This window comes from Marinobacter maroccanus (genome assembly GCF_002933275.1).
Lineage (GTDB): Bacteria > Pseudomonadota > Gammaproteobacteria > Pseudomonadales > Oleiphilaceae > Marinobacter > Marinobacter maroccanus.
In genome coordinates, this window is record NZ_PSSX01000002.1 from 320,723 (window position 1) to 346,007 (window position 25,285).

The 25,285-nt window shown below is 57.3% G+C and carries 26 protein-coding genes and 1 pseudogene; 10 read left to right on the forward strand and 17 right to left on the reverse strand.

Translation table 11 applies throughout. The features are described 5' to 3' along the window. Nucleotides 1-2: 2 nt before the first annotated feature. From serC to purU, 3 genes are all read right to left on the reverse strand, one after another. Nucleotides 3-1,085 (reverse strand): 3-phosphoserine/phosphohydroxythreonine transaminase, encoded by a 1,083-nt coding sequence (gene serC / locus KEHDKFFH_RS04045; protein WP_104320721.1) that lies wholly within the window; start codon nucleotides 1,083-1,085, stop codon nucleotides 3-5. Nucleotides 1,086-1,136: 51 nt separating this feature from the next. Next, nucleotides 1,137-3,758: a DNA gyrase subunit A gene (gene gyrA / locus KEHDKFFH_RS04050; protein ID WP_104320722.1), complete on the reverse strand. Its 2,622-nt coding sequence runs from the start codon at nucleotides 3,756-3,758 to the stop codon at nucleotides 1,137-1,139. 126 nt (nucleotides 3,759-3,884) lie between these two features. Next, nucleotides 3,885-4,739 carry a formyltetrahydrofolate deformylase gene (purU, locus tag KEHDKFFH_RS04055; RefSeq protein WP_104320723.1) on the reverse strand — a complete coding sequence of 285 codons (855 nt, stop codon included), beginning with the start codon at nucleotides 4,737-4,739 and terminating at the stop codon, nucleotides 3,885-3,887. A 143-nt stretch (nucleotides 4,740-4,882) separates the two neighbouring features. Here purU and ggt point away from each other — a divergent pair, with 143 nt between their 5' ends. The 3 genes from ggt to ftsH are packed head-to-tail and all read left to right on the forward strand — an operon-like array spanning nucleotide 4,883 to nucleotide 8,847. Continuing rightward, nucleotides 4,883-6,646: a gamma-glutamyltransferase gene (gene ggt, locus KEHDKFFH_RS04060; protein WP_104320724.1), complete on the forward strand. Its 1,764-nt coding sequence runs from the start codon at nucleotides 4,883-4,885 to the stop codon at nucleotides 6,644-6,646. A gap of 42 nt (nucleotides 6,647-6,688) precedes the next feature. Beyond that, nucleotides 6,689-6,937: a thiamine-binding protein gene (locus KEHDKFFH_RS04065; protein WP_014576785.1), complete on the forward strand. Its 249-nt coding sequence runs from the start codon at nucleotides 6,689-6,691 to the stop codon at nucleotides 6,935-6,937. Continuing rightward, nucleotides 6,934-8,847: an ATP-dependent zinc metalloprotease FtsH gene (gene ftsH, locus KEHDKFFH_RS04070; RefSeq protein WP_104320725.1), complete on the forward strand. Its 1,914-nt coding sequence runs from the start codon at nucleotides 6,934-6,936 to the stop codon at nucleotides 8,845-8,847. Before KEHDKFFH_RS04065 ends, ftsH begins: the two co-directional genes overlap by 4 nt. Nucleotides 8,848-8,851: 4 nt before the next feature. Here ftsH and KEHDKFFH_RS04075 read toward each other — a convergent pair whose 3' ends face one another. The 6 genes from KEHDKFFH_RS04075 to cysP all read right to left on the reverse strand — a co-directional run bounded on the left by KEHDKFFH_RS04075 (nucleotide 8,852) and on the right by cysP (nucleotide 16,101). Further along, complete coding sequence (locus KEHDKFFH_RS04075; RefSeq protein ID WP_241956422.1) at nucleotides 8,852-9,718, reverse strand: universal stress protein; 867 nt, start codon at nucleotides 9,716-9,718, stop codon at nucleotides 8,852-8,854. Further along, nucleotides 9,711-12,110 carry a Lon protease family protein gene (locus KEHDKFFH_RS04080; RefSeq protein WP_104320727.1) on the reverse strand — a complete coding sequence of 800 codons (2,400 nt, stop codon included), beginning with the start codon at nucleotides 12,108-12,110 and terminating at the stop codon, nucleotides 9,711-9,713. The genes KEHDKFFH_RS04075 and KEHDKFFH_RS04080 overlap by 8 nt, the downstream gene beginning before the upstream one ends. Nucleotides 12,111-12,240: 130 nt before the next feature. After that, a complete protein-coding gene (locus tag KEHDKFFH_RS04085; protein ID WP_104320728.1) occupies nucleotides 12,241-13,332 on the reverse strand; it encodes a sulfate/molybdate ABC transporter ATP-binding protein in 1,092 nt (363 codons plus the stop codon). Between the two features lie 9 nt (nucleotides 13,333-13,341). After that, nucleotides 13,342-14,172 carry a sulfate ABC transporter permease subunit CysW gene (gene cysW, locus KEHDKFFH_RS04090; RefSeq protein WP_104320729.1) on the reverse strand — a complete coding sequence of 277 codons (831 nt, stop codon included), beginning with the start codon at nucleotides 14,170-14,172 and terminating at the stop codon, nucleotides 13,342-13,344. A 3-nt stretch (nucleotides 14,173-14,175) separates the two neighbouring features. Then, entirely contained in the window at nucleotides 14,176-15,048 is an 873-nt protein-coding gene (gene cysT, locus KEHDKFFH_RS04095; RefSeq protein ID WP_104320730.1) for a sulfate/thiosulfate ABC transporter permease CysT, read from the reverse strand. 18 nt (nucleotides 15,049-15,066) lie between these two features. Next, nucleotides 15,067-16,101, reverse strand: coding sequence for a thiosulfate ABC transporter substrate-binding protein CysP (cysP, locus tag KEHDKFFH_RS04100; RefSeq protein ID WP_104320731.1), 1,035 nt, complete (start codon nucleotides 16,099-16,101; stop codon nucleotides 15,067-15,069). A 257-nt stretch (nucleotides 16,102-16,358) separates the two neighbouring features. Here cysP and KEHDKFFH_RS04105 point away from each other — a divergent pair, with 257 nt between their 5' ends. From KEHDKFFH_RS04105 to KEHDKFFH_RS04120, 4 genes are all read left to right on the forward strand, one after another. Then, nucleotides 16,359-17,843, forward strand: a complete 1,485-nt coding sequence (locus KEHDKFFH_RS04105) for a glutamate-cysteine ligase family protein (RefSeq protein WP_104320732.1) — start codon at nucleotides 16,359-16,361, stop codon at nucleotides 17,841-17,843. Then, a complete protein-coding gene (locus tag KEHDKFFH_RS04110; RefSeq protein ID WP_241956423.1) occupies nucleotides 17,840-18,880 on the forward strand; it encodes a M14 family metallopeptidase in 1,041 nt (346 codons plus the stop codon). The genes KEHDKFFH_RS04105 and KEHDKFFH_RS04110 overlap by 4 nt, the downstream gene beginning before the upstream one ends. A gap of 98 nt (nucleotides 18,881-18,978) precedes the next feature. Continuing rightward, a complete protein-coding gene (locus tag KEHDKFFH_RS04115) occupies nucleotides 18,979-19,218 on the forward strand; it encodes a type II toxin-antitoxin system ParD family antitoxin (RefSeq protein ID WP_012140687.1) in 240 nt (79 codons plus the stop codon). Beyond that, nucleotides 19,218-19,514: a type II toxin-antitoxin system RelE/ParE family toxin gene (locus tag KEHDKFFH_RS04120; RefSeq protein WP_104320734.1), complete on the forward strand. Its 297-nt coding sequence runs from the start codon at nucleotides 19,218-19,220 to the stop codon at nucleotides 19,512-19,514. The genes KEHDKFFH_RS04115 and KEHDKFFH_RS04120 overlap by 1 nt, the downstream gene beginning before the upstream one ends. Before the next feature lie 89 nt (nucleotides 19,515-19,603). On the opposite strand, the gene KEHDKFFH_RS04125 is transcribed toward KEHDKFFH_RS04120, so the two are convergent. Together KEHDKFFH_RS04125 and KEHDKFFH_RS04130 are read right to left on the reverse strand one after the other, a co-directional pair. Beyond that, nucleotides 19,604-19,891 carry a helix-turn-helix domain-containing protein gene (locus KEHDKFFH_RS04125; RefSeq protein WP_104320735.1) on the reverse strand — a complete coding sequence of 96 codons (288 nt, stop codon included), beginning with the start codon at nucleotides 19,889-19,891 and terminating at the stop codon, nucleotides 19,604-19,606. Continuing rightward, nucleotides 19,884-20,162: a type II toxin-antitoxin system RelE/ParE family toxin gene (locus tag KEHDKFFH_RS04130; RefSeq protein ID WP_198412732.1), complete on the reverse strand. Its 279-nt coding sequence runs from the start codon at nucleotides 20,160-20,162 to the stop codon at nucleotides 19,884-19,886. The genes KEHDKFFH_RS04125 and KEHDKFFH_RS04130 overlap by 8 nt, the downstream gene beginning before the upstream one ends. A 23-nt stretch (nucleotides 20,163-20,185) precedes the next feature. Between KEHDKFFH_RS04130 and tnpA the strand changes: the two genes are divergently transcribed. From tnpA to tnpC, 3 genes and pseudogenes are all read left to right on the forward strand, one after another. Next, on the forward strand, nucleotides 20,186-20,563 hold the full coding sequence (tnpA, locus tag KEHDKFFH_RS04135; protein WP_104320736.1) for an IS66-like element accessory protein TnpA: 378 nt from the start codon (nucleotides 20,186-20,188) through the stop codon (nucleotides 20,561-20,563). Beyond that, the gene (gene tnpB / locus KEHDKFFH_RS04140) at nucleotides 20,560-20,895 is read left to right on the forward strand and encodes an IS66 family insertion sequence element accessory protein TnpB (RefSeq protein WP_104320737.1); all 336 of its coding nucleotides are present in this window, start codon (nucleotides 20,560-20,562) and stop codon (nucleotides 20,893-20,895) included. Before tnpA ends, tnpB begins: the two co-directional genes overlap by 4 nt. Nucleotides 20,896-20,970: 75 nt before the next feature. After that, nucleotides 20,971-22,515, forward strand: a pseudogene (tnpC, locus tag KEHDKFFH_RS04145) (IS66 family transposase). 244 nt (nucleotides 22,516-22,759) lie between these two features. On the opposite strand, the gene KEHDKFFH_RS04155 reads toward tnpC, so the two are convergent. The 6 genes from KEHDKFFH_RS04155 to KEHDKFFH_RS04180 all read right to left on the reverse strand — a co-directional run bounded on the left by KEHDKFFH_RS04155 (nucleotide 22,760) and on the right by KEHDKFFH_RS04180 (nucleotide 25,083). Continuing rightward, nucleotides 22,760-23,023: a Txe/YoeB family addiction module toxin gene (locus KEHDKFFH_RS04155; RefSeq protein ID WP_104320738.1), complete on the reverse strand. Its 264-nt coding sequence runs from the start codon at nucleotides 23,021-23,023 to the stop codon at nucleotides 22,760-22,762. Then, on the reverse strand, nucleotides 23,020-23,262 hold the full coding sequence (locus KEHDKFFH_RS04160) for a type II toxin-antitoxin system Phd/YefM family antitoxin (protein WP_104320739.1): 243 nt from the start codon (nucleotides 23,260-23,262) through the stop codon (nucleotides 23,020-23,022). Before KEHDKFFH_RS04160 ends, KEHDKFFH_RS04155 begins: the two co-directional genes overlap by 4 nt. A gap of 144 nt (nucleotides 23,263-23,406) precedes the next feature. Next, nucleotides 23,407-23,709, reverse strand: a complete 303-nt coding sequence (locus KEHDKFFH_RS04165) for a type II toxin-antitoxin system RelE/ParE family toxin (RefSeq protein WP_061332717.1) — start codon at nucleotides 23,707-23,709, stop codon at nucleotides 23,407-23,409. Next, a complete protein-coding gene (locus KEHDKFFH_RS04170) occupies nucleotides 23,697-23,954 on the reverse strand; it encodes a type II toxin-antitoxin system Phd/YefM family antitoxin (RefSeq protein ID WP_022992576.1) in 258 nt (85 codons plus the stop codon). The genes KEHDKFFH_RS04165 and KEHDKFFH_RS04170 overlap by 13 nt, the downstream gene beginning before the upstream one ends. A gap of 145 nt (nucleotides 23,955-24,099) precedes the next feature. Continuing rightward, nucleotides 24,100-24,663 carry a hypothetical protein gene (locus KEHDKFFH_RS04175; RefSeq protein WP_104320740.1) on the reverse strand — a complete coding sequence of 188 codons (564 nt, stop codon included), beginning with the start codon at nucleotides 24,661-24,663 and terminating at the stop codon, nucleotides 24,100-24,102. Between the two features lie 96 nt (nucleotides 24,664-24,759). After that, entirely contained in the window at nucleotides 24,760-25,083 is a 324-nt protein-coding gene (locus KEHDKFFH_RS04180) for a hypothetical protein (protein ID WP_104320741.1), read from the reverse strand. Between the last annotated feature and the right edge of the window lie 202 nt (nucleotides 25,084-25,285).

Below are 25,285 nucleotides of genomic sequence, written 5' to 3' on the forward strand. Positions count from 1 at the left end.
GATCAGCCACGCTCCTTCGCAAATTCGGTCATGTAGTCAATCAGCGCATCCACACCGGCCTCGGGCATCGCGTTGTAGATGCTCGCTCGCATTCCGCCAACCGAGCGGTGTCCGGCGAGGTTCAGCAGGCCACGGGCATTCGCACCCTTCAGGAACTCGCCGTTCAGGGCATCATCCGCCAGGGTGAACGGCACGTTCATCCAGGAACGGAATCGCGGGTCAATCGGGTTGGCGTAAAACTCGTTGGTGTCGATAAAGTCATAGAGCTTGCGGGCTTTGCGGAGGTTGACCTCACCCATCGCCTTCACACCACCCTGCTCTTTCAGCCACTTGAACACCAGACCGGCCAGGTACCAGGAGTAGGTGGCCGGGGTGTTGTACATGGAGCCGTTATCCGCAATCACCTGATAGTTCATCATGGTCGGGGTCTGCTTTCGGGCCTTGCCGAGGAGATCCTTGCGAATAATGACAACCACCAGTCCTGAGGGACCGATGTTCTTCTGGGCACCGGCGTAGATCACGCCGAACCGGGAAACGTCCACCGGCCTCGAAAGCATCGATGAGGACATGTCGGCGACCAGCGGTGTGCCCGGGCTATCCGGAACAAAATCGAATTCCAGGCCACCGATGGTTTCGTTGGGCGTGTAATGCAGGTACGCCGCATCGGCACTGGTCTGCCAGGAAGACTGGTCCGGAATCGTGGTAAAGCCACTGTCTTCCGAACTCGCGACCACGTTCACCTTGCCATAGCGACTGGCCTCGGCAATGGCCTTTTTGGACCAGATGCCGGTGTTCACGTAGTCCGCAGAGTCTTTTTCGCCCAGCAGATTCAGGGGAATGGTGGAAAACTGGCTGGACGCCCCACCCTGCATAAACAGAACGGCGTAGTCATCCGACACGCCGGCCAGTTCACGCAGATCTTTTTCTGCAGTCTCGGCAATCTGGACAAACTCGTCACTGCGATGGCTCATTTCCATCACCGACATGCCGGTACCGCGCCAGTCGAGCATTTCATCCCGCGCCTGACGAAGCACGCTCTCCGGCAAAGTTGCCGGACCTGCACAAAAGTTATACGCCCTGCTCATGTTGCTGTGTTCTCTCACGTCTTGCTGAATCTGTCTGTGGCAAGTGCCGGCTTATTCTTCGCCGGCACTCTCGCCTTCTTGGCCTTCTTCCGGGCTCTCGTCGGCAACAATCGGGTTGCCTTCGCTGTCGAGCTCTTCGTCGTCGGTTTCCGCGATCCGCTCAACGCCCACCAGCCGCTCGTCTTCCTGACTCAGCTTGATCAGGCGGACACCCTGGGTGTTCCGGCTCAGAACGGACACTTCGTCTGTCCGGGTACGCACCAGCGTGCCCTTGTCAGAGATCAGCATCATTTCGTCGCCTTCAAACAACTGCAGGGCTGTGACCAGGTTACCGTTGCGCTCGGAGCACTGCATGGCGATAACGCCCTGACTGCCCCGGCTGTAGGTCGGGAACTCGTCGATAGCGGTCCGCTTACCGTAGCCGTTTTCGGAGGCCGTCAGGATAACACCGCCTTCCTGCGGGATGATCAGCGAAACCACATGGTGACCTTCCGGCATCTTGATACCGCGAACACCACGGGCTGTCCGGCTCATCGGGCGAACGGCTTCTTCGTTGAAACGCACGGCCTTGCCAGCGGTCGAGAACAGCATGACCTCGGCATCGCCCTTGGTGATGGCCGCACCGATCAAGGTATCGCCTTCGTCCAGGTTCAGGGCAATCAGGCCGCTGCTGCGCGGACGCGAGAAGTTCGGCAACGGGGTTTTCTTGACCACACCGGCGGAAGTCGCCATCAGGACAAACTGGTCTTCCGGGTAGTCACGAACCGGCAGGAAGGTGGTAATACGCTCACCCTCATCCAGCGGCAGGATATTCACCATGGGCCGGCCGCGGGATGCCCTGCTGGCACGCGGAATCTCGAATACCCGCAGCCAGTACACCTTGCCACGGTTGGAGAAACACAGAATCGTGTCGTGAGAGTTGGCAACCAGCAGCTTCTCAACGAAATCTTCGTCCTTCATAGAGGTCGCTGCCTTGCCGCGGCCGCCCCGGCGCTGGGCCTGGTAGTCTTCCACTGCCTGGGTCTTGGCGTAACCGCTGTGGGAGATAGTCACCACCAGGTCTTCTTCATCAATCAGGTCGGCAATCGTCAGATCCCGCTGGGAGCTTGTGATCTCGGTACGGCGTTCGTCACCGAACTCGGAAACGACCGCTTCGAGTTCTTCACGGATAACCTGCATCAGACGGTCCGGGTCGCCGAGGATTTCGAGCAGGCCAGCAATCTTCTCAAGTATGTCCTTGTACTCGTTCTGCAGCTTCTCGGTTTCCAGACCGGTCAGGCGATGCAGACGCATATCCAGAATCGCCTGGGTCTGCTCGGGAGACAGGTAGTAAAGGCCATCGCGCAGGCCATAGATTTCCGGCAGATCGTCTGGACGACAGGCGTCCTCACCGGCACGCTCCAGCATTGCAAGAACATCACCCGGAGCCCAGCCCCTGGCCATCAGCTTTTCTTTTGCTTCTACGGAACTGGGGGACGCCTTGATCAGCTCAATCATCTCGTCAATGTTGGCGAGAGCAACCGTGAGGCCTTCAAGGATGTGACCGCGTTCGCGGGCTTTGCGCAGCTCATAGATGGTACGGCGGGTAACTACCTCTCGGCGGTGCCGCACAAACGCATCCAGCATCTGCTTCAGATTCAACGTTTTCGGCTCGCCGTTGATCAGCGCAACCATGTTGATACCGAACACCGTCTGCAGCTGGGTGTGAGCGAACAGGTTATTGACCACCACATCGGGGTTCTCCCCCCGACGCAGCTCAATCACCACACGGATACCTTCCTTGTTGGACTCGTCCCGCAGCTCGGTAATACCTTCGAGACGCTTCTCTTTGACCAGCTCGGCGATCTTTTCGATCAGGCGGGCCTTGTTGAGCTGATACGGCAGCTCAGTGATGATAACAGCGTCGCGATTGGTTTTTTTGTCGTGCTCAATCTCGTGGCGGGCACGAACATAAATACGGCCCCGGCCGGTACGGTAGGCTTCGACAATACCGGCTCGGCCATTGATGATGCCCTCGGTCGGGAAATCCGGGCCCGGGATAAACTCCATCAGATCATCAACAGTGAGATCCGGATTATCAATCAGCGCCAGGCAGCCGTTGACCACTTCCGTCAGGTTGTGGGGCGGAATATTGGTAGCCATGCCCACGGCGATACCGGAGGAACCGTTCACCAGCAGGTTCGGGACCCGGGTGGGAAGCACCTCGGGAATACGCTCTGTGCCGTCGTAGTTATCGACAAAATCGACCGTTTCCTTGTCCAGATCCGCCAACAGGGAGTGGGCGATCTTCTCCATGCGGATCTCGGTGTAACGCATGGCAGCCGCGTTATCGCCGTCAATGGAACCAAAGTTACCCTGGCCGTCGACCAGCGGATAACGCAGGGAGAACGGCTGGGCCATACGTACGATGGTGTCGTAGACCGCAGAGTCACCGTGGGGGTGGTATTTACCGATGACGTCACCCACCACACGGGCTGACTTCTTGTAGGCCTTGTTCCAGTCGTTGTTCAGTTCGGACATGGCGAACAGAACACGACGGTGAACCGGCTTGAGGCCGTCCCTCACATCCGGAAGGGCCCGCCCGACGATCACACTCATGGCGTAATCGAGGTAGGACTGTTTTAACTCGTCTTCAATATTGACCGGCAGGATCTCTTTGGCTAACTCACCCATCGAGAAAGGTTCCTTTGCGTTATCTGGAAGTCGTATCGGGGCCGTTTCCGGGCCCCATAGTTATTCTTCAACAAGCCGCCAAGTCTACCACAGTCGCACCCTCTCCAGGGCAACTGTGAGGCAGCCTTAATCAAACACCACTGTCTTGTTTTCGTAGGTAATCACCCGGTCTTCGATGTGCGAACGCAGGCCCCGGGCCAGCACGTTCTTCTCCACGTCCTTACCCAGGCGAACCATATCCTCGATGGAGTCGCTATGGGTGATCCGGATAACGTCCTGCTCGATGATCGGGCCCTCGTCGAGGTCCTGGGTCACATAGTGGCAGGTGGCACCAATCAGCTTGACACCCCGACTGTAGGCCTGGTGATAGGGGCGTGCACCTGCGAAAGACGGCAGGAAGCTGTGATGAATGTTGATCACCTTGCCCGAGTATTTCTGGCAAAGTTCGCCCGGCAGGATCTGCATGTAGCGGGCCAGAACCACGACATCTACCTCGTAGTTCTGGAACAGCTCTTCGATATGGGCAAAGGCTTCCGCCTTGTTTTCCTTGCTGACCGGCACATGGTGATAGGGAATCTCGTGCCATTCCACCATGCGGCGCAGGTCGTCATGGTTGGAGATGACCGCCACAATTTCGGCGTTGATCTCCTTGCTGTGCCAGCGGTGCAGCAGATCGGCCACACAATGGGATTCCTTGCTGCACATCAGGATCACTTTCTTCGGCTGTGCCGAATCTGCAATGTGCCAGTTCATATTGAATTCGCGGGCGATCGGCTCGAACGCGGCGCGGAACTGGTCCAGGCCGAACGGGATCGAGTTAGCCTTGATCTCGTGCCGCATGAAAAACCACCCGGTTTGCGTGTCCGAATGATGACTCGCCTCGGTAATCCAGCCATTGTATGTCGACAGAAAATTACTCACCTTGGCGACAATTCCCACCCGGTCGGGGCAGGAAATCACAAGACGATAGGTATGCTCCATGAAAGCCTTTCCTTAACTGAAATCCGGGAAAGCAGGTGCGTCGGGGAATCACCACCGGCATTAACGGCAGGTTAACGGTACGCACCTATCAAAATGACCGGCTATCATAGCCTATCTGAACGCCAGAAACGAGGAATGGAGATATGGATAGAGGCCTCTACCAACGTACGACCAAAAACCTCGCCAGGGGGCGCTCAGGCCGCCTTTCGATTGCAGCGGCCCTGGCCTTTTTGATAGCCGCCGGCCCGGCCTTTGGCCAGGCGATTCTCGAAGGTGAGCGATTTCACCCGGTAACTGCAACCCACGGCATGGTTGCCACCAGCCACACTCTGGCCACCGAGGTTGCCCTCGAGGTACTGAAGAACGGCGGCAATGCCATAGATGCGGCGGTAACAGCCGGTTTTGCCCTGGCCGTCACCCAGCCCCGCTCCGGCAACATTGGCGGGGGCGGCTTCATGCTGATCTCCAGGGGCGACGGCTCAGACCCGGAAGCCATCGATTACCGGGAAAAAGCCCCCGCGGCCGCCACGGAAACCATGTTCCAGGACGAATCCGGAAATGTGGTCAAAAACCGCAGCCGCTTCACACACCTGGCCGCAGGCGTACCGGGCACGGTTGCCGGCCTGGCCATGGCGCTGGAGCGGCACGGCACCATTACCCTCAAGCAAGCGTTGGCGCCGGCCATCAAGCTTGCCGAAGACGGTTTCATAGTGCCCCAGCGTTTTACTGAAGGCATGGAACAGGCCCGGGAAAGACTCGAGCGCTGGCCCGCCACCCGTGAAACCTTCTATAAGGAAGATGGCAGCGCCTGGCAGCCCGGAGAACGATTTCGCCAGCCGGAACTGGCTGCGACACTCCAGCGAATTGCCGACAACGGCGTGAAAGGATTTTATGAAGGCAAGACCGCCGATCTGATTGCCAGCGAAATGGATCGGAATGGCGGTCTGATCACGCGCCAGGACCTGAAAGACTATCGCCCGGTTGTCCGGGCACCGGTTCATGGCAACTATCGCGGGTACGATATCTTTTCCATGTCACCGCCCTCCTCCGGCGGCACACACATTGTCCAGATCCTGAATATCCTGGAAGGCTTCCCGATGGCCGAGTTCGGCCACAACTCCGCTGATGCGATCCATCACATGGCAAAGGCCATGAAACTGGCCTATGCCGACCGCTCACAATACCTTGGCGATACGGATTACGTAGACGTGCCGCTGGCAGGGCTGACAAGCAAGGGCTACGCAGAAGAACTCCGCAAAGGCATCGACCCTGAAAGGGCGCGACCGGCCAGCGAGATCAATCCGGGCCAGCCGGCTGCCTGGGAAAGCCCGGAGACTACCCATTTTTCTGTAGTGGATAAATGGGGCAACGCGGTATCCAACACCTACACCATCAATTTCAGTTACGGATCCGGCATTACGGTAAAAGGCGCCGGCTTCCTGCTCAACAATGAAATGGACGATTTCAGCGCCAAGCCCGGAGTGCCCAACGCCTACGGCCTGATCGGCGGTGAAGCCAACAAAGTTGAGCCAGGTAAGCGCATGTTGAGCTCCATGTCGCCCACTATCGTGAAAAAGGACGGCAAGAATGTTCTGGTAACCGGCAGCCCGGGTGGCTCGAGGATTATAACCACCACCTTGCAGGTGATCCTCAATGTGATTGATCATGGAATGAACATACAGACCGCCGTGAGCGCACCCCGTATGCACCACCAGTGGCTGCCGGATGAAATCCGGATCGAACAGGGCATCAGCCCGGACACCATTCGGCTGCTGGAAGAACGCGGGCATAAGGTGGTTGGCGGATCTGCCATGGGCGCCATCCAGAGTATCCTGATTGATGATCAAGGAATCCGGCACGGTGGCGCAGACCCGAGGAGAAGCACGTCGTCAGCCATGGGTTATTAACGTTAGCAATTGACCAGGGTCACTGACCTGATCGGAGGCATTATGTATCTTTCTGTTCAACTGAGCTGTTATCCCCTGAAAGAGGAATACAAACAGCCGATAAAGGACCTTATCGCGCGTCTGGAACAAACCGGGCTGGAAGTATACCCGGGGCGAATGAGCACCGAAATTTTCGGAGACTATGATGAGGTTATGGGCGTGCTCTCGGATACCATGAAATGGTCATTCGAGACCTACGGCAAATCTGTCTTCGTGGCGAAGATCATGGAGGGCGACCGGAGACCGAAATGACAGCACCGAGCGGGCCAGACAACCAACAACAGAAGCCGGACCAGAACCAGCAGCCGGCCATCCCGAACCAGTTCGCGTTTCTGTGGCTCAGCGCCGCCATCTTTCTGATGGTGCTCTGGCTGCAGGACGGTGGGCAGCCCCGGCTTCAGGACCTGGCCTACTCGGAATTCAAAACCGCTGTCATGAATGATCAGGTGGCGGAAGTCACTCTGAAGGAGGAAGCCATTACTGGTCTGTTCACCGACAGCGGTGCGGCAGACTTCAGCTCAGACAGCCCCGCACGAACCAGCACGCCGGGATTCCAGACCATCCGCCCGCCCATGGAAGACCCTTCCCTGCTTAATCTGCTGGAAGAGCACGACGTCACCATCCGTGCCACCCCCTCCGGCTTACCCTGGTGGCAGGAGATGATCCGCGGCTTCCTGCCCTGGATCCTGCTGCTGGCGCTGATGTTCTGGTTCTGGGGCGCCGCCCAGAAGCGGATGACTCAGGGTGGCGGGCCGTTCGATTTCAGCCGCTCCAAGGCAAGACGGGCCCGCAAGGAAACCTCTACCGCCACCCTGGATGACGTGGCCGGCATTGAATCCGCCAAGCGTGAAATTGCCGAGATCATCGATTTTCTGAAATCCCCGGAAAAATACCGGGCCCTGGGTGCCGTCATGCCAAAGGGCGTGCTCCTGGTAGGCCCGCCGGGCACCGGCAAGACCCTGCTGGCCCGGGCCATCGCCGGCGAGGCCGAAGTGCCCTTCTACAGCATCAGTGCTTCGGAATTCATCGAGATGTTCGTGGGTGTTGGGGCCGCACGGGTTCGGGACATGTTCAAGGAGGCCCGCAAAGACGCACCGGCATTGATTTTCATCGACGAACTGGACGCCATTGGCCGTTCACGGGGCGCAGGCCTGGGTGGCGGCCACGATGAACGGGAACAGACCCTGAACCAGATTCTCACGGAAATGGACGGTTTCGAGGCCCACGAGAACGTTCTGGTACTGGCTGCCACCAACCGACCGGATGTGCTGGACAGCGCCCTGCTCCGCCCGGGGCGTTTTGACCGCAAGATCACCCTCGACCGCCCCCACAAGGAGGCCCGGGCGGCGATCCTGGCCGTTCACGTGCGCAAGGTACCACTGGCGAATGATGTCGACCTGGATCAACTGGCCGCGCGCACCATCGGTTTCTCGGGGGCGGACCTGAAGAACCTGGTGAATGAGGCAGCGCTAACGGCAGCCCGGGAAAACCTGCACGAAGTCAATGCCCATTGCTTCGAACTGGCCCGGGACAGGATCATCCTGGGCGAGGAACGGGATACCAAGCTCACGCCCCAGGAACGCGAGGCCGTTGCCTACCACGAGTGCGGCCATGCCATCATGGCCTACTACATGCCCAACGCGGATCCACTTACCAAATTAACGATCATCCCACACGGCATGGCCATGGGTGTGACTGAGCAGACGCCCAAAGAGGACCACTATACCTACACCGAGAGCTACCTGAAGGATCGGATCAAGGTGATGCTTGGCGGTCGCTGCTCGGAAAAACTGATCTACGGCGAAGTCAGCACCGGCGCCCAGAATGATCTGAAGGAAGCCACCGCACTGATACGCAAGATGATCGGCCAGTGGGGTATGAGTGAAAAGATCGGTCCCCTGGGCCTGAACATCGGCGAAGAGCATGTGTTCCTTGGCCGGGAAATGGGTATGCCTAGAGAATTCTCCGAAAAGATGGCCGAGATGATCGACGGGGAAATCCAGTCCCAGCTGCTGGCTCTGGAGAAAGCGACCCTCGACTTCCTGACCGAGCACCGAAACCAGCTGGAAGCGCTGGCCAAAGCCGTATTGAAGCGCGAGACCCTGTCCGCCGAAGATGTCGACGAAATCCTGCGCAAGGAGGACGCCCGCAAGATTGCCTGAAAGTTCAGGGGGTCACGGTCACCGGAAGGTTCAGTGCCATCAGCAACTGCTCTGCGCCAGGCTCCTGAAGCAAGGTGCAGTTGCGACTGAGCACCAACTGGACCGCCCTCTCCTGTCGCAAGATCCCGGCCACCTTTACTGGATCGGTTGAGGGCAGCGACCTTACATGAAGGTCTGACTCCTGAATCCCCAGGTCCCGCAGGATGCCTTCCCGTTCTTCTGGCGGCATATCCGGTCCAGCTCCCAGCAAAAGCGTAACGGGCCGACGAGAGTGACGAATCACCTCGGCCGCTGCCTGGACAGCACGGCGATTGGCATCCCTGTGATCATTGAGAAAGACCACAACCCTGCCTTGCGGAAGCGCCCGATTGTCGCACCAGAGCAAAACCCTCCCCGGCGAACGATGAACAAGGCCTTTTGCCGTGGAGCCCAGGCGCGCGCCCGGTGCAGAGGACCAACCGACCCGACCAAGCACCAGAAGGTCCCCGGGGCCCGCCAGAGCCAGCACTTCATCGATCACATGGCCCTTGGCAACGCTAAGTGAGTGCCTGACGCCATGGGGTGCTACAGCGCCGGCGAGGGCACGGCGAGCCTGGCTTGCCAACCTCTGCATGCGTTGCTCAATGCCGGCAGGATCAAAGGGGCGGCTGACGCCAGATGACGCCCCCACCTCTCGGGCAAAACCATAGCCGGCACTTCGCAACAGGTTTACTTCTTCTACAAACACGCCCAGCACATCGGCACCGGTGAACGCCGCAATCTCCGCCGCCGCCTCCAATGCGGCGTAACTCATTCTCGATCCATCCAGCAGTACCAATACACGACCGGCTTCGTTACTCTGCCCGGCTCGAGTTTCAGGTGCGTCAGTCACTGTCCCGGCCCCCGCCATTGTTTGCATCGCCATTGCTATCCCGTTTCTTGCTGGCCTCAGCGAATTTTGCCAGACGTTCGGCAACCCGGCGGTTGAAACTGTTCTCCGGGAACTCACCACCATCGTCCGGCTTCCCGGCCTCCAGGCCAGTGAGCAACTCAATGGCTTGATTGATATCGGAGATCGGATAGATCCGGAACTGATCCTCAGCAATCGCCTGTCTCACATCGGCTCTGAGCATCAGGTGTTCAACGTTGCTGGCTGGAAGCAGAACTCCCTGCCCATTGATCTCGCCAGCTTCCTTGCAGACGTCGAAAAAGCCCTCGATCTTTTCGTTCACGCCACCGACCGCCTGAACTTCCCCATGCTGGTTCATGGATCCCGTTACCGCAAAAGACTGCTTGATGGGTACCCGGGAAATAGCTGATAGCAGCACGCAAGTCTCCGCCACCGAGGCAGAATCACCCTCAACGCCGCCGTAGGATTGTTCAAAAGCGAGACTCGCCGACAAGGATAGTTCGCCGTCGCCAGCGTACCGGCTCGCCAGGAACCGAGACAGGATCATGACCGCCTTGCTGTGAATGGGGCCACCCAGTTTGGCCTCCCGCTCGATATCCACCACCTGCCCCTTGCCCGGCCGGGCCGTGGCGGTAATCCGGGTAGGCTGGCCAAACATCGACGCCCCGAGCCTGAGTACCGAAAGGCCATTCACTTGAGCCACTTCTTCACCGGCTGTGGCAATCATCACCACACCCCGGCTGATTTGCTCGCGGCTTCGCTCCCGGACCCGGCTGGCCCGGTATTCCCGCTCATCAATGGCCTGCTGGAGGTGGCTGGCTTCGACTGTATCGGCCCCGGCCTGGCCAGCCCAATGATCTGCCTCACTCAGAATATCCCGGAGCACCCGGTCATGGGCAGTCAGTTTGCGCTGGTCCGCTGCCAACCGGCTGGCATGTTCAATCAGCCGAGCGACCGCGCTTCGCTCCAGGGGCCGCATCTTGAGCGCACGGGCCATGGTGGCGATCATTCGTGCGTAGAGGTCATAGCATTCATCGTTGCGGTCAAGATCATCCTCGAAATCCGCTTCCACCTTGAACAGGTCCAGGAAGTCCGGATCGTAATGGGACAACAGGTAATACAACATCCGGTCCCCGAGCAGAACCACTTTGACCGACACCGGAATCGGCTCGGGCTGAAGACTGACGGTACTTACCAACCCATAGAGCCGCTCCAGGGACTCGATGCGAATCTCACCGGAAGACAGAATCCGCTTCAGGCTTTCCCACGCCATTGGCTGCGTCAGCACCCGGCGGGCATCAATGATCAGATACCCACCGCTGGCCCGGTGCATGGAACCGCCGCGAATCAGGGTAAAATCCGTATAGAGATTGCCCTGGCGGGCCCGGTGTTCGATCTGCCCCGCCAGGTGCTGATGATTGGGCAGGTCCTCGTAGATCACCGGCGCGCCGACGGTTTCGGCATTGTCCACCAGCAAATTGACCTTGTAGCGGGCCAGCAGGCCTGCCGGTGGCCCGTTATCGCTGTCCTGGAAGGCTTCGGCATGCTCCACCACATCCTCGCGGACGGCATCCAGGTAGTCGACAATATCCGGAAGCTGTGACCACTTTTCTCTCAATTCCCCGATCGGGCCGCCCAGGGTCAGCTGAACCATCTCCTCATTGAGGGCATGAACGCGCTCCCGCACTTCTTTACGCATCCTGGGAATCTGCTGAATGGTCTGCTGTAGTTTTTTCTGAAGCTCCTCGACCTTGGATTCGACCAGCTGTTTCTCTTCATCGGAGAAGTTCTTGTATTCCTCGGGGTCGATCACTTCACCTTTGCGCATGGGAGCAAAGGTGAAACCGGCCGGCGTGGTGATCATGGCAATGTTGTTGCGGTTGGCCTCTTCCTGGATCTCGAACAGACCCTGGTGCTGGCGCTTGGCCATTTCTTCCTGCAGTTCCTGCAAGCGGGCCTGGTATTCCTCACTTTCAAAAGCGGCTGGAATAACCGTGCGCAGCTCCTCGGCAAGATCGTTCATGTCTTTCTTGAATTGCCGACCTTCTCCGGCCGGCAGCTTCAGAGCATTCGGTCGGTCCGAGAACTGGAAGTTATAGACGTGGCACCAATCCGGAGGAACCGGTTGCCTGGCTGCATGGAGGGAAAGAAAGCGTTCGACAAGTTCATGCTTACCCGCCCCGGAGGGCCCGAGGACAAAGAGATTGAAACCGTCCGCCTGAATACCGGCGCCAAATTCCAGCGCCCTCAACACCCTATCCTGACCGTAAGGACGCTCAAGATCTTGCAGGTCTTCGGTAGTGATGAAATCCAGTTTGTCTTCCGGGCAACCGTGGTAGACCTGGTTTTCCGTTAATGGAGCGGGTAGTGGCATTACATCCTCCTGATGGTTCCCACCCGAAGGTGGAATTCTCCGATTACGTCGAACGAGTAATCCGGGGGCAAAGCCCCCTCATCAGGAAACTATAGATGATGGCGGGCGACCCGCTCCAACAATCGTCAGGCTAGCGCCACTCGAGAGTCCTGGGCTCTGCCGCATGTTCACAGAACAGATGCCCGACATCCGGCACCGCAAAACAACGGTCACCGCGCTGGGGTTGGCGGGCGTTGAACTCGGTGTGGCTGATGCCTACCTCCCACAACTCCTCACACTCCCAGCCATCGGGCTTGAGCTCGACCCGCACTTCCGCACCGATCAGATTGATGGCCTCAATCCGGAACGGCAGATGGGCCTGATCACTGGCGGCCTGGGTCAGGCGCACTTCGTGGGGCCGCAGATAGAGCTGAGCGTCGTCATTTTCGCAACCCTCGGGCAAGCGAATCCAGGCATCGCCCTGCCGCATCACACCATCGCGGATCTTTCCGGAAAGCACATTCACCTGGCCCAGAAACTCGAACACAAACCGGCTGTCCGGACGGCCATAGAGTTCCAGCGGCGTATCAACCTGCTCAATCCGGCCGTTGCTCATCACAACTACCTGATCCGAGAGCTCCAGGGCCTCCTCCTGATCATGGGTCACGAACACGCTGGTAAAATGCAGCTCATCGTGGAGGCTGCGCAGCCAGCGGCGCAGGTCTTTTCGCACCTTGGCATCAAGTGCGCCGAAGGGCTCATCCAGCAGAAGAATCTCCGGGCGCATGGCCATGGCCCGTGCCAGAGCGATGCGCTGTTTCTGGCCACCGGAAAGCTGCGCCGGGTAACGGTCAGCGAGATGTTCCAGCTGCACCATTTCCAGCAGATCTTTCACCCGCTTGCGGATCTCCGGCTTGCCAGGGCGCTCCTTGCGCGGAAGTACATTAAGACCAAAGGCCACGTTCTCGGCCACCGTCATATGGCGAAACAACGCATAGTGCTGAAAAACAAAGCCGACGCTCCGGTCCCGAACGTGCAGATCGGTCACATCCCTGCCGCTGAACCGTATCCTGCCCTCTTCCGGTGTTTCCAGGCCGGCGATAATGCGCAACAGCGTGGTCTTGCCCGAACCGGAAGGGCCCAGCAACGCCGTGAGCTGGCCATCCGGAATGGTCAGATTGATGTCATGCAGGGCCTGGAACTTGTCGAAAAACTTGTTGATACCCTGTATCTCGATACTCATGGGAAACCCTTAATTACGACTCTGACGCCATTCAACAATGGCCTTCACGACAAGAGTGATCAGCGCGATGCCTGCCAGCAACGACGATGCCGCGAACGCGCCCACGGTGTTGTAATCCTGGTAAAGCAGCTCCACCTGCAGTGGCAGCGTATTGGTCTCGCCCCGGATATTGCCGGAGACCACCGATACCGCACCAAACTCCCCCACGGCCCGGGCATTGGTGAGAATCACGCCGTACAGCAGCGCCCAGCGAATGTTCGGCAGGGTAACCCGCCGGAACAGCTGCCAGCCGGATGCGCCCAGCACCACACCGGCCTCTTCCTCTTCCCGACCCTGTTGCTGCATCAGCGGGATCAGTTCTCTGGCCACAAACGGACAGGTCACAAATACGGTGACCATCACGATGCCGGGCCAGGAGAACATCAGTTGAATATCGTATTCACCGAGCCACTGCCCCACCCAGCCATTGCTCCCGTATAGCAGCAGGAAAAGCAGACCGGCAACCACCGGCGAGACGGCAAACGGGATATCAATCAGTGTGGTCAGCAGCTTGCGCCCGGGAAACCGGAAACGGGTCACCAGCCAGGCGAGGAACACGCCAAACACCATGTTTAGCGGCACGGTGAGCAGCGCAACCACGAGCGTCAGGCCAATCGCATGAAGCGTGTACTCGTTGAGAATATTGCTGACGTAACCGGCCCAACCCTCGGCAAACGCTTGCACAAAAATCAGCACCAGGGGCATGAACAGCAGAAGCACTGTCAGGCCGACGGCGATTCCGATCAGAGTGCGACGAGCCAACGGGCTGTCGCCAACGCGGCGATGTTTACGCGCAGCCATACCCTAACCTCCGTGCAGGCGCTTGAGATAGCGCCCCTGCCAGACGTTGATCGCCAGGAGCAGCAACAGCGATACCGTCATCACTACTGCGGCAATGGCACTGGCCGCCGGAAAATCGTATTCCTCCAGGCGAACAAAGATCATCAGACTGATCACTTCACTGATATAGGGCGAGTTGCCGGCGATGAAGATAACCGCACCGTACTCCCCAAGGCTGCGGGCAAACGAAAGCGCACCACCGGTCACTACGGCCGGCCAAAGCGTGGGGAACAGGATCTTCCGGAATACGGTCATGTCCGAGGCGCCCAGACTCATGGCCGCTTCTTCGTCTTCCGGGGCCAACTCTTCAAGCACCGGCTGAACCGTGCGCACCACGAAGGGCACGCTGGTGAATGCCATGGCCACCACGATTCCTAACGGTGTAAAGGCGACCTCAATTCCCAGATCCGCCAGGTACTGGCCATACCAGCCGCTCTCGGCAAACAAAGTCGCCAGCGTGATGCCGGCCACTGCGGTTGGTAGGGCAAACGGAAGATCCATAATGGCATCCAGCAGCCGCTTGCCGGGAAACTCGTAACGCACCAACACCCAGGCCATCAGCAGGCCGAACACACAGTTGAACAGGGATGCCGCCAGTGCCGCGAGTACGGTGACCTTGTAGGAGGCGACCACCCGCGGATCGGTGATCACAAACCAGAACTGCTCCCATCCCATGCCGGCGGCACGGATAAACAGGCCACTGATGGGCAGAAGCAGCACCAGGCTGATGAAGAAAAGCGAAATGCCGAGGCTCAATCCGAACCCCGGCAAAACGCGTTTGGTGGCAGGAGCGCTCAGCCGTTTTGCCGGGCGCTCCGAAAGGTCAGTGGTGGCCATGGATCAGATGTGCATCCCTTAGCGGCGACGCTGCAACTGGTCCAGTTTGCCGCCGCTGGCAAAGTGGGTCTTCATGGCATTTTCCCAGCTGCCGGCGATGTCCTGAATCGGCATAAGCTTGAGTTCCGGGAATTTGTCAGCCACTTCCGCTTTCACGGTTTCGTTGTGCACCCGGTAGTTGAAGCCGGCCAGCATGCGCTGGGCTTCCTCGGAGTAAAGATGCTTCAAGTACGCCTGGGCCAGTTCCTCGGTGCCCTTCTTCTCGATGTTCTTGTCGATCCAGGTCACCGGAAACTCGGCCAGGAAGCTCACTTTCGGAACCACAACCTGGAAGTTCTTTTCCGGGTTCAGCGCCGGGATGTTGTTTACTTCGGATTCAAAGGTCAGCAGCACATCACCGAGGCCGCGCTCAACGAAGGTGGTCGTGGCGCCACGACCGCCGGAGTCGAACACCTTCACCTGGCCCAGCAGATCGCTCAGGAAGGCATCGATCTTCTCCTGATCGTCACCGAACTTGTCCTGTGCAAAACCCAGTGCAGCCAGGTAGGTGTAGCGGCCGTTACCGGAGGTTTTCGGATTCGGCATGATCAGCTCGACATCCTCACGGATCAGGTCGTCCCAGTTCTGGATGTTCTTGGGGTTACCCTCTCGCACCAGGAAAGCCATGGTGGAGTAGTAAGGAGAGCTGTTGTTGGGCAGGCGTGAGGCCCAATCCTCGGGAATCAGATTGCCACGCTCGGCCAGAACATCAACGTCCGTCACCTGGTTGTAGGTAACCACATCGGCGCCCAGACCCTGAAGAATGGCACGTGCCTGCTTCGAGGAGCCGGCGTGGGATTGCTGAATGTTCACGGTTTCTCCGGTCTTCTCTTCCCAGTAGTCCTGGAACATAACGTTGTATTCCGCGAACAACTCACGGGCAATATCGTAGGAGGAGTTCAGAATCTCCCGCTCCTGGGCGGAAGCCGGGCCGGTCAGCGAGAACGCCAACGCCAGTGCACTGAACCACAGTCCCTTACGGGCTTTAGAACCAGGAAAAATCGAATTCGGCATAGTAGGCAAAGCTCCCTGTTTACTCGGAATCTTGATATACGCCAGAAGAATAAGAGTGGCGCCTTGTTAGAACGCAAAGATAAGGTAGGAGCCTAAGAACCACAATGCTCTAGCTAGATGATTTATAACTTTTTTAGGAACTTTCAGTTATATAGGTCACCATTGGAAAGCCCGCCGATGATTTAGTGTCGTTGAGCTGATGCCGGGCCCATCTTCCACTACTATCAAGGTAAGTCAGCGCTGGGGAAGACGTTGCCGTGGGACTGTCGATCAAGACAAAAGAATTTGCGCCGGAAGAGTTTGAACGCTTTGCAGCCAAGGTCCGGACGGACCTCAAGGCGCTCACCCGTCTTCTGAACCGGCCCGGCTTTGGCGAGGGCGAGAGCTCCATTGGCGCCGAGGTGGAGTTCTACATCGTAAACTCTGACCTGCGGGTTCAGCCGATCAACACAGAAATTGCCGCCAGCGTTCAGGACCCGCAGCTCACGGTTGAGCTCAACCGCTTCAATCTTGAATACAACCTCAGCCCCCAGGCTTTCAAGGGATCTCCCTTTGCCAGAACAGAGCAGGAGCTGCTGGTCGCCATCAGACGAATCAACCAGCACGCCGCGTCAATGGATGGGGAACTGGTACCAATCGGCATTCTGCCCACACTTCGCCAATCCGATATGGGCGCGAAGGTGATGACCGACGAGCCCCGCTATCATGCGCTCTCCAACGCGTTACTCAAGCAACGGGGCGAGCCATTCAGCATTCACATTGGCGGCAACGATGTGATCAATCTGGAGGCAGACGACGTCTACATGGAAGGAGCCAATACCTCGTTTCAGCTGCACTGGCGCGTGCCCGCCCATCGTTTTGCCGATTATTTCAATGCCGTACAGCTGGTCACGCCGATTGTCCTCGCGCTGGCCAGCAATTCCCCCAGCCTGTTTGGCCACCATCTTTGGGACGAAACCCGCATTGCCCTGTTCAAGCAATCCATTGACAGCCGGTCCCCCAACCACAAGACCTGGCGCCATCCGTCGCGGGTCTATTACGGAAATGGCTGGACCCGCAGCGCCTGGGAGCTGTTTGCGGCCTCGGCATCGCTCTACCCGCCCATCATTCCACTGATGTCGGAGGAAGACCCGATGGCGGTGATCGATCTGGGTGAAGTGCCAAAACTGGCCGAACTGCGCCTGCACCAGGGAACCACCTGGCCCTGGAACCGGGCCATCTATGACCATACCGAAGGCGGCCATCTGCGTATCGAGATTCGCTCAATGCCTGCAGGCCCGACTGCCGCTGATATGTGTGCGAACGGCCTGTTCGTGATCGGAGCTGCACTGGCAGTACTTGATGACATTCAGCATCTGACGTCGATACTCCCCTTCCACTACACCGAACACAATTTTTACCGCGCCGCCAAATATGGCATCGGCGCAGAAATCATCTGGCCTCACAAGGATCAGGTTCAGTTGCAGGATACGCCCCTGTTAACCGTGGCCCGGGAGCTGCTGCCCCGCGCCCGGGAAGCATTGGCAAAAACCGCCGTAGACGAGTCGGAAATTCACCGTCTGCTCGGAATCATCGAAGGCCGCATTGAAACCGCCATGTCGGGCGCCCGATGGCAACGACACATCACCGAATCTCTGTTCAAATCCCTGAGCCCCGATGAGGCGTTCCGAACCATGCTGTCTCTTTACATGGCCAACCAGAAGAAGAATACGCCGATCCATGAATGGACATTGTCACCGTGAGCAACTCGAAAATACTTGATTATCTGAATGATCCGTCACCCCGGACCCTGGGCCGCTCCCCACTCGAATGGCTGGACCAGCTGGAGAAACCCACGGTTATTCGTGTTGCCGGTCGTGATCGCTCCAGGACCCGAGCCATGGCGACACTGCTTCACGGTAACGAGCCTTCGGGCCTTTTTGCGCTTCACCGATGGCTGCTTGAGCAGCACACCCCCGAAGTCAACATGCTGTTTCTCCTGGGTGGCATCTACCCTGCGAAGATTCCGCCCAGGCTCTCAATGCGCCAGATTCCAGACGGACGAGACCTCAACCGATGTTTCAAAGAGCCTTTCGAGAAAGAGGAAGGAGCAATCGCCAAGGCCATGTTGGCTGAGCTCCATGATGCGAAGCCCGAATGCCTGCTGGATGTTCACAATACCTCAGGCACGGGGCCGGCCTTCGCCGTGTCCATCACCAATGATGCAGCCCACCAGGCACTCACCTCACTGTTTACCGACCGCCTCATTATGACGGACCTTCGTTTGGGGGCGCTGATGGAATATTCCGAGCAGGAGGTGCCCACGGTAACCATCGAGTGCGGCGGGTCCCAGGACGACCGTGCTCATGAACTGGCCTACGAGGGGCTTGTTCGGTATTGCTCAAGGCCAGATGTGCTGTCACTGGAAAAAGCGGAGTGGGATGTTACCGTGCTGCGCAACCCGATCCGGGTGGAGCTGGCGCCCGAAGCGACCATAGAATACCGGCTCGAACCCACCGGCCAGGCCGACCTGACGTTTCCGCCCGACATCGAGCATCGTAATTTCGGAATCGTTTCCCCGGATGAGCCCCTGGGATGGGTGGGTAAGAAAGGCCTCGGCATACTTACAGCGATTGGCCACAACCGAAAGGAGACCATGGAGCAGGTGCTGCAAGTCCGGGATGGGCAGATCTACCCTGCCCAGGCCATCAGAGCCTTTATGATTACCACCAACCCGATTATTGCGAAGAGTGATTGCCTGTTCTATGCAGTCAAGGCAACGGGCGAGCCTATTTTTTAACAGCTTAACGCCCGCAATCACGCGCTTGTCGCGTGGATTGCATTGTTATGCCACCTGAACCAAAATATACCAATTATTGGTACTAGCGGGGTAGCATCATGCAAAAGAACACCAGCATCACTTTAGGCCAACATTTTGATGCGTTCATTGCAGAACAGCTCAAAAATGGTCGATACAGTTCAACCAGCGAGGTCGTTCGTGCCGCATTGCGCCTGCTTGAAGAGTCTGAAACCCGCCTGACTACACTTCGTAAATTGCTGAAGGAAGGCGAGGACAGTGGTTTCGAAGACTACTCCTATGACTCGTTTATTCGTGAACTCGACAACGAAGGGCGCTGATGCCAAGTTTCAAGCTTTCCAGGAAGGCCAAAGCTGACCTCAAATCTATTGCCCTATACACGGAGCGTGAATGGGGTCGAGATCAACGAAACCACTATGTTCTCCAGTTCGATCAATGCTTCCACCTTCTGGCTGACAATCCGAACTTGGGGCAAGCTTGCGATGAGATAAGTCCAGGCTACCGACAGTACTCTCAGGGGAGCCACATCATATTTTATCGGCTAGCCACCGAGGGTATTGTTGAAATTATCCGCATCCTGCACAAACGCATGTTGCCCGAGGGGCATCTGCTTTAGGGCATAACGCCCGCCATTACCGGTGACGAAACCGCAGCGAAGCGGAGGGTTTGGCGTCCGGTGAATGGCCTGGTTACACCTCACTTTGGTCAGTGAAGCTGACTAAAAACTTCCGGGTATTGCTCAGCAATGCGCAGAAGCGCAACCGCAGGCCCCTGCGGCTCTCGCCGACCCTGTTCCCAATCCTGAAGGGTTCGCACACTCACGCCCATAAGACCGGCAAACGCAGATTGTAACATGTTCAACTTCAGCCTGATCACTTTAGGCGGTGAAGGCTCTGATAGCTCATGGGTTCGTAGAGCCAATTTGCCCTTCTTGAACTGCTTGATTTCATTGATGCCATCAAGAATCTCTGCCCCAAGGTTCCTGTCACCCATTTTTGATTGCCTCCGCTATCTGCTTGAGCGTATGGCCAGGAATACTGGCGCGCTCTGATTTACTGTACAGCGTGAGCATCCATATCTCGTGGTCAGACTTCTTCCAGTAGTAAATGGCTCTGATACCACCGCTCTTTCCCGAACCCGCTGGTGCCCATCGAACTTTACGAACGCCACCCGAGCCTTTGATTAGATCCCCGGCATCCGGCTTCGTAAGCGTCCGGTGATCCCATCTTGAGCCAGGCGCTGTCGCCGTCAGGATAGTGTCCACTTATTTTCTAGTGGACACTTAACATGAACGAATTAAGCGTAACCAAACCCTACCAACGCCGTCGCCGGTTTTCCCGGGAATTCAAAGCCCAGATTGTTGCTCAAAGCCTGGAGCCCGGTGCGTCCGTTTCCCGAATTTCCCTGGATAACGGTCTCAACGCCAACATGGTCCGGCGCTGGATCAGCGAGGCGCGACGAGCGCCGAAAGCGCCAGCGACAACACCTGGGTTCGTACCTGTCAATCTGCCAGCGGCAGCCTCTGCACCGGGCAACCCATCGGTCTCGGGTAAGCGTAGCACCATCCGCATCGAGATTCCCCGCGCCGGCGGTGCGGTCGTGGTGGAGTGGCCTGCGGAGCAGGCTCACCAGTGTGCTGCCCTGTTGCGGGACCTGTTGGGATGATCCGCATCGACGAGATCTGGCTGGCCACTGAGCCGCTGGATATGCGGGCGGGGCCCGACAAGGCCTTGGCCCGGGTTATTCAGGTGTTCGGTTCAGCCAGACCCCATTGCGCCTACCTGTTCGCCAACAAACGGGGCAACCGGATGAAGATGCTGATCCACGATGGCCTCGGCATCTGGTTGTGTGCCCGCCGGCTGAACCGGGGCAAATTCCACTGGGGCGAAACCTGGCGCGGTGAGCAACTGCGCCTGACCGAAGAGCAGTTGTCCGCCCTGGTTCAGGGCCTGCCCTGGCAACGCCTTGGGGCCGACGGCGTTATCTCCATCCTGTAACCACAAGTGCCGTGATGCCGCTATAGCCAGAACCGCGAATCGCTTGCCGCACAGGGACTTGGCATACTAGGCGGCATGACTCAGCGCCCCGACCTCGACCAACTCTCTGCCGATCAGCTCCGTGCTCTCGCCACGGAACTGTTCGATCGAGTCGAGAACAAGGAGCGGGCACTGGTGCACCGTGATGCGGTCATTGAGAAGCTGACTCACGAAGTAGCCATCCTCAAGCGCCATAAGTATGCCCGGCGCAGCGAACAACTCAATGCGGTTCAGGGAAAGCTGCTGGATGAGCTGATCGACAGTGACCTGGCGGCCATCGAGGCCGAGCTTGAACAGGTGATGACCGAAGAGCAGAAAGCTGCCCGGCCAAAGCAAAAGCCCAAGCGCACCCCGCTGCCACCAGAACTGCCCCGTACCCTGATCCACCACGAACCGGACATTACCCAGTGCCAGTGCGGCTGCCAGCTCAAGCGCATCGGTGAGGACGTCAGCGAGAAGCTGGATTATGTCCCCGGCGAGTTCACCGTGGAGCGCCACATCCGGGGCAAGTGGGCCTGCGACAAATGCGAGACGCTGATCCAGGCACCAGTACCGGCGCAGGTGATCGATAAGGGCATCCCCACTGCCGGTCTGCTGGCCCAGGTGCTGGTAGCCAAGTACGCCGACCACTTGCCGCTGTACCGCTAGGAACGCATCTTCGGCCGTGCCGGCCTGGGAATCCCGCGCTCCACCCTGGCCGAATGGGTCGGTGCCTGCGGTGTGCAGTTGCAACCCCTGACGGATGCACTGAGAAACGCTCTGTTGAAGCACAACGTTCTGCATGCCGATGAAACCCCGGTCAGCATGCTGGCCCCGGGCAAGAAGAAAACCCACAAGGCCTACGTCTGGGCGTACTGCACCACACCGTTCTCGGACCTGAAAGCCACCGTTTACGACTTCGCGCCGAGCCGGGCGGGTGAACACGCCCGTACCTTCCTGGGTGACTGGCAAGGCAAACTGGTCTGTGACGACTATGCTGGTTACAAGGCCGGGTTCGGCAACGGTATCATCGAAATCGGCTGTATGGCCCATGCCCGGCGCAAGTTCTACGACCTGCACGAAGCCAACAAGAGCGAACTGGCGACCAAGGCCCTGGAATACATCGGTGGACTCTACGAGATCGAAAGGGAAACCAAAAACCTGCCGCCGGATAAGCGGCGGGAAATCCGGCAAACCAGAGCCAAACCACTTGCTGATGCACTGCATCAATGGATGCTGGCGCATCGCCAGAAAGTACCGGATGGCTCCGGTACGGCCAAAGCACTGGATTACAGCCTCAAACGGTGGGAAGCGCTGACGCGCTACCTGGACGATGGTGCGGTGCCCATCGACAACAACTGGGTGGAAAACCAGATCCGGCCCTGGGCGTTGGGCCGCTCCAACTGGCTGTTCGCAGGGTCACTGCGTAGTGGTCAACGAGCGGCTGCGGTGATGACACTGATCCAGTCAGCCAAGCTGAACGGACACGATCCCTATGCTTACCTGAAGGATGTGTTGACCCGCTTGCCGACGCAGAAGAACAACGCCATCGACGAGCTGTTGCCACACAACTGGAAGCCGGCTATACCTGACAAGGTGTGATGGCCGGACGGTTACCCGGCTTCTGCAAAAGATAGGTTTGAAGCCCACGTTATTCCTCGTCCGTGAGGTAGCTCGGCAATAGCTTGGTGAACGTTGAGGTTTCGATGAATAGCATTGCCAAAATATACGGCGATGCCGTACAGGCGTCAAGACCGGATCAGTGAGGTGTAACGCGGAGCTTTGCGGCAATTTTGGAGCCGCAAAGCGGTGGAAAAATTGTCCGGCAACAGCGGCTGGTTATGCATTATTCGTAGTGGCTCCAGAGCCTGAGGACTTTCACCACTTGCTCCTCCTCTAGCACTTGGTAGACCAGACGGTGCTGAATATTGATGCGGCGTGAATAAGCCCCCGCAAGATCACCAATGAGCTTCTCAAACGGAGGCGGCTTGCGGTATGGATCTTCCGCTATCAGCGCTAACAATTCCTGAGCTTTTGGTTTGAGGCCGCTGGAGGCCAACTTCTTTGCATCTTTCTGGGCTTGCTTGGTGAAAACCAACTTCCATGTCACCAGTCCAGCTCCTCATCGCATTCATCTACAGGGGTATCCATCCCCTCACGAATCGACTCCCGCATACCTGGTACGGAGAGCAGGTAAAGTGTTTCCTGAATTGCAGACCAGTCTTCTTCGGAAACCAGAACGGCTTTGTTCCGCTTACCCTTGATGACGATTGGTTGGTGGGACTCGGCGGTCTCGTCAATCAACCGATATAGGTTGCTGCGCGCCTCAGTTGCTGTGATTCCGGTCATGACGCACCTCTTGTGTGTTCAACTTGCAACCAAGTGTACGCTTTTACGTGCGTACGTAAAGGCGAGCGTCTCGCATAACGCAAAGCGCACCGGTGACTTTGACGTAGCGAAGCGGAGACAAAGGCATCCGAGTGACGCGCCTGGTTAGCTGTTCCCAAGCATGTACGCACGAAGCTGCCGCTCCTCTCGCATGACATAGAGGACGAGAACCCGCTTCTTATCCTCACGATAAAAAATGCGACACGGTGGAACCACTACCTCCCTGTATACCGAATTAGGGAGCTCTGGAGGAATCCGTCCGGATTGGGGAAAATCTTCCAAGCGCTCGGTCTTATCGAAAACTTCTTGGACCAGATGACTTGCGGCAACAGGATTATCCAGAGCAATGTACTCAGCGATGGCATCCAGTTCTTGAAGGGCAGGCTCCGTCCAGATTACTTCAGCCATTTACTCATTTTCTCCCTGGCCTCACTTTGACTGTACGTTCTTCCCTCAAGTACAGCACGCTCTCCCCGTGAGAGCCCCTCAAGCAGCTCAAGTCGGCGCTGCATAAACTCGTAATCCTGCACATCGACAAGATATGCGGATGGCTGACCATGCTCCGTGATCAGTATCGGCTCTTTAGACAAGTGCAGATCTGCCAGAATCTTTGTGGCTTGGCGCTTGAGGTTCGTAACAAGCTCAACTTTCATGGGCTCACCCTAAATCAGACTAATAGTGACACTATAGTATCACTTTCCAGGTGGGGCAATCACAGCTAACGCCCGGCTCACGCGCCGGTTTGGAGCCGCGAAGCGGCGGAAAATCGGTCGCTGTGCAGCCGATTGTTAAGCATTCTCACCACCGTGGCATACGCAATGGCCTACGCACTGAAAATTCAAAGTATGGGTATTGTTCTTGATACCAAACCACCATTTCTCTACAGAAGCTTTTGAATTTCTCGTCTTGCCAAATCATTTTCATCTGTTTTTTGGAAAGCCTGTTGCTCGTGTCTTCTTGATGCTTTGCCTTGAATACGCGGCCCGTATAAGGATTTAGCTTCGGCCATTTTTTATTCTGGCTCTTGTGGTGGCCGTGAGGAACGGAAGGATAGGAATCAGGATCTGATTTTGTGAAAACCCAGACGCCGAGGCAAAGAAACTCAATCCAGTTTTCGTTGTTTTTACTGGAGCCTCCGTTACCGCCACTGATCTTTGAAACCACCGATTCACTCTCAACGACGTCCTCGTTGTTATCTTCTTCTGGCTCGGCTTCCTCTCCGAGACTTGCTCTAGGATCAGAACTCACCTCGGCGTCTTCCGATACCCATAGAGCCACCTCGATACGCTCCCAAAATTCATCATGGCTAATCATGCCAAGCTGATGATGAACCTCAGCCATGTTGATCAAGAAATTTCTCATGGTCATCCTGATGCTTAACGCTGATGGTAACCGGCGCCGGAGCGCAGCGGAGGGAACCAAAAGCGGTAAGCTTTTGGCGTCCGGTTGACTGCCTGGTTATGGCTTTGCACCTACAGTCCGTTCGATAGCTCCGTTGGCCAAGCAGATTATGAAGGCAACGGCCGCGCAAACAGCCCCGGCTTTGCCGTATAAAACCAACGCATCTTGCCAGCCATGAAATTGAATGAACCCCGCTACTCCGCTTTCACCGATGATCTCTTTACCGTCGGAGTATGTGCGAATGGGGCCTACCTGGACGAGCAGAAAGTAACTCCAGGGAACGAGTAAACCTGCAAGCACACTTGTAATGAGTTTCGATTTCATACTGCCAACTTTTTGGGTGCCTGTAGCCATAACAGCTAATTCAACGACAAATGACATCTATTCCACTTCGTATACTTCCCCCGACGCCTAGCGTGCTTCCCCTATATTTTCCTTTATTTTCAAAAGGCTACCGATATTAGGACCTGGTAAGCTTGGAGATAGACGTCAATTCTTCAATTTTCTCACAGAGTGTCCATTCGCTTATTCAAAATCACTCCCCATAGACTATTTCATACTTTTCATGGAGTTGTAAGCGAAC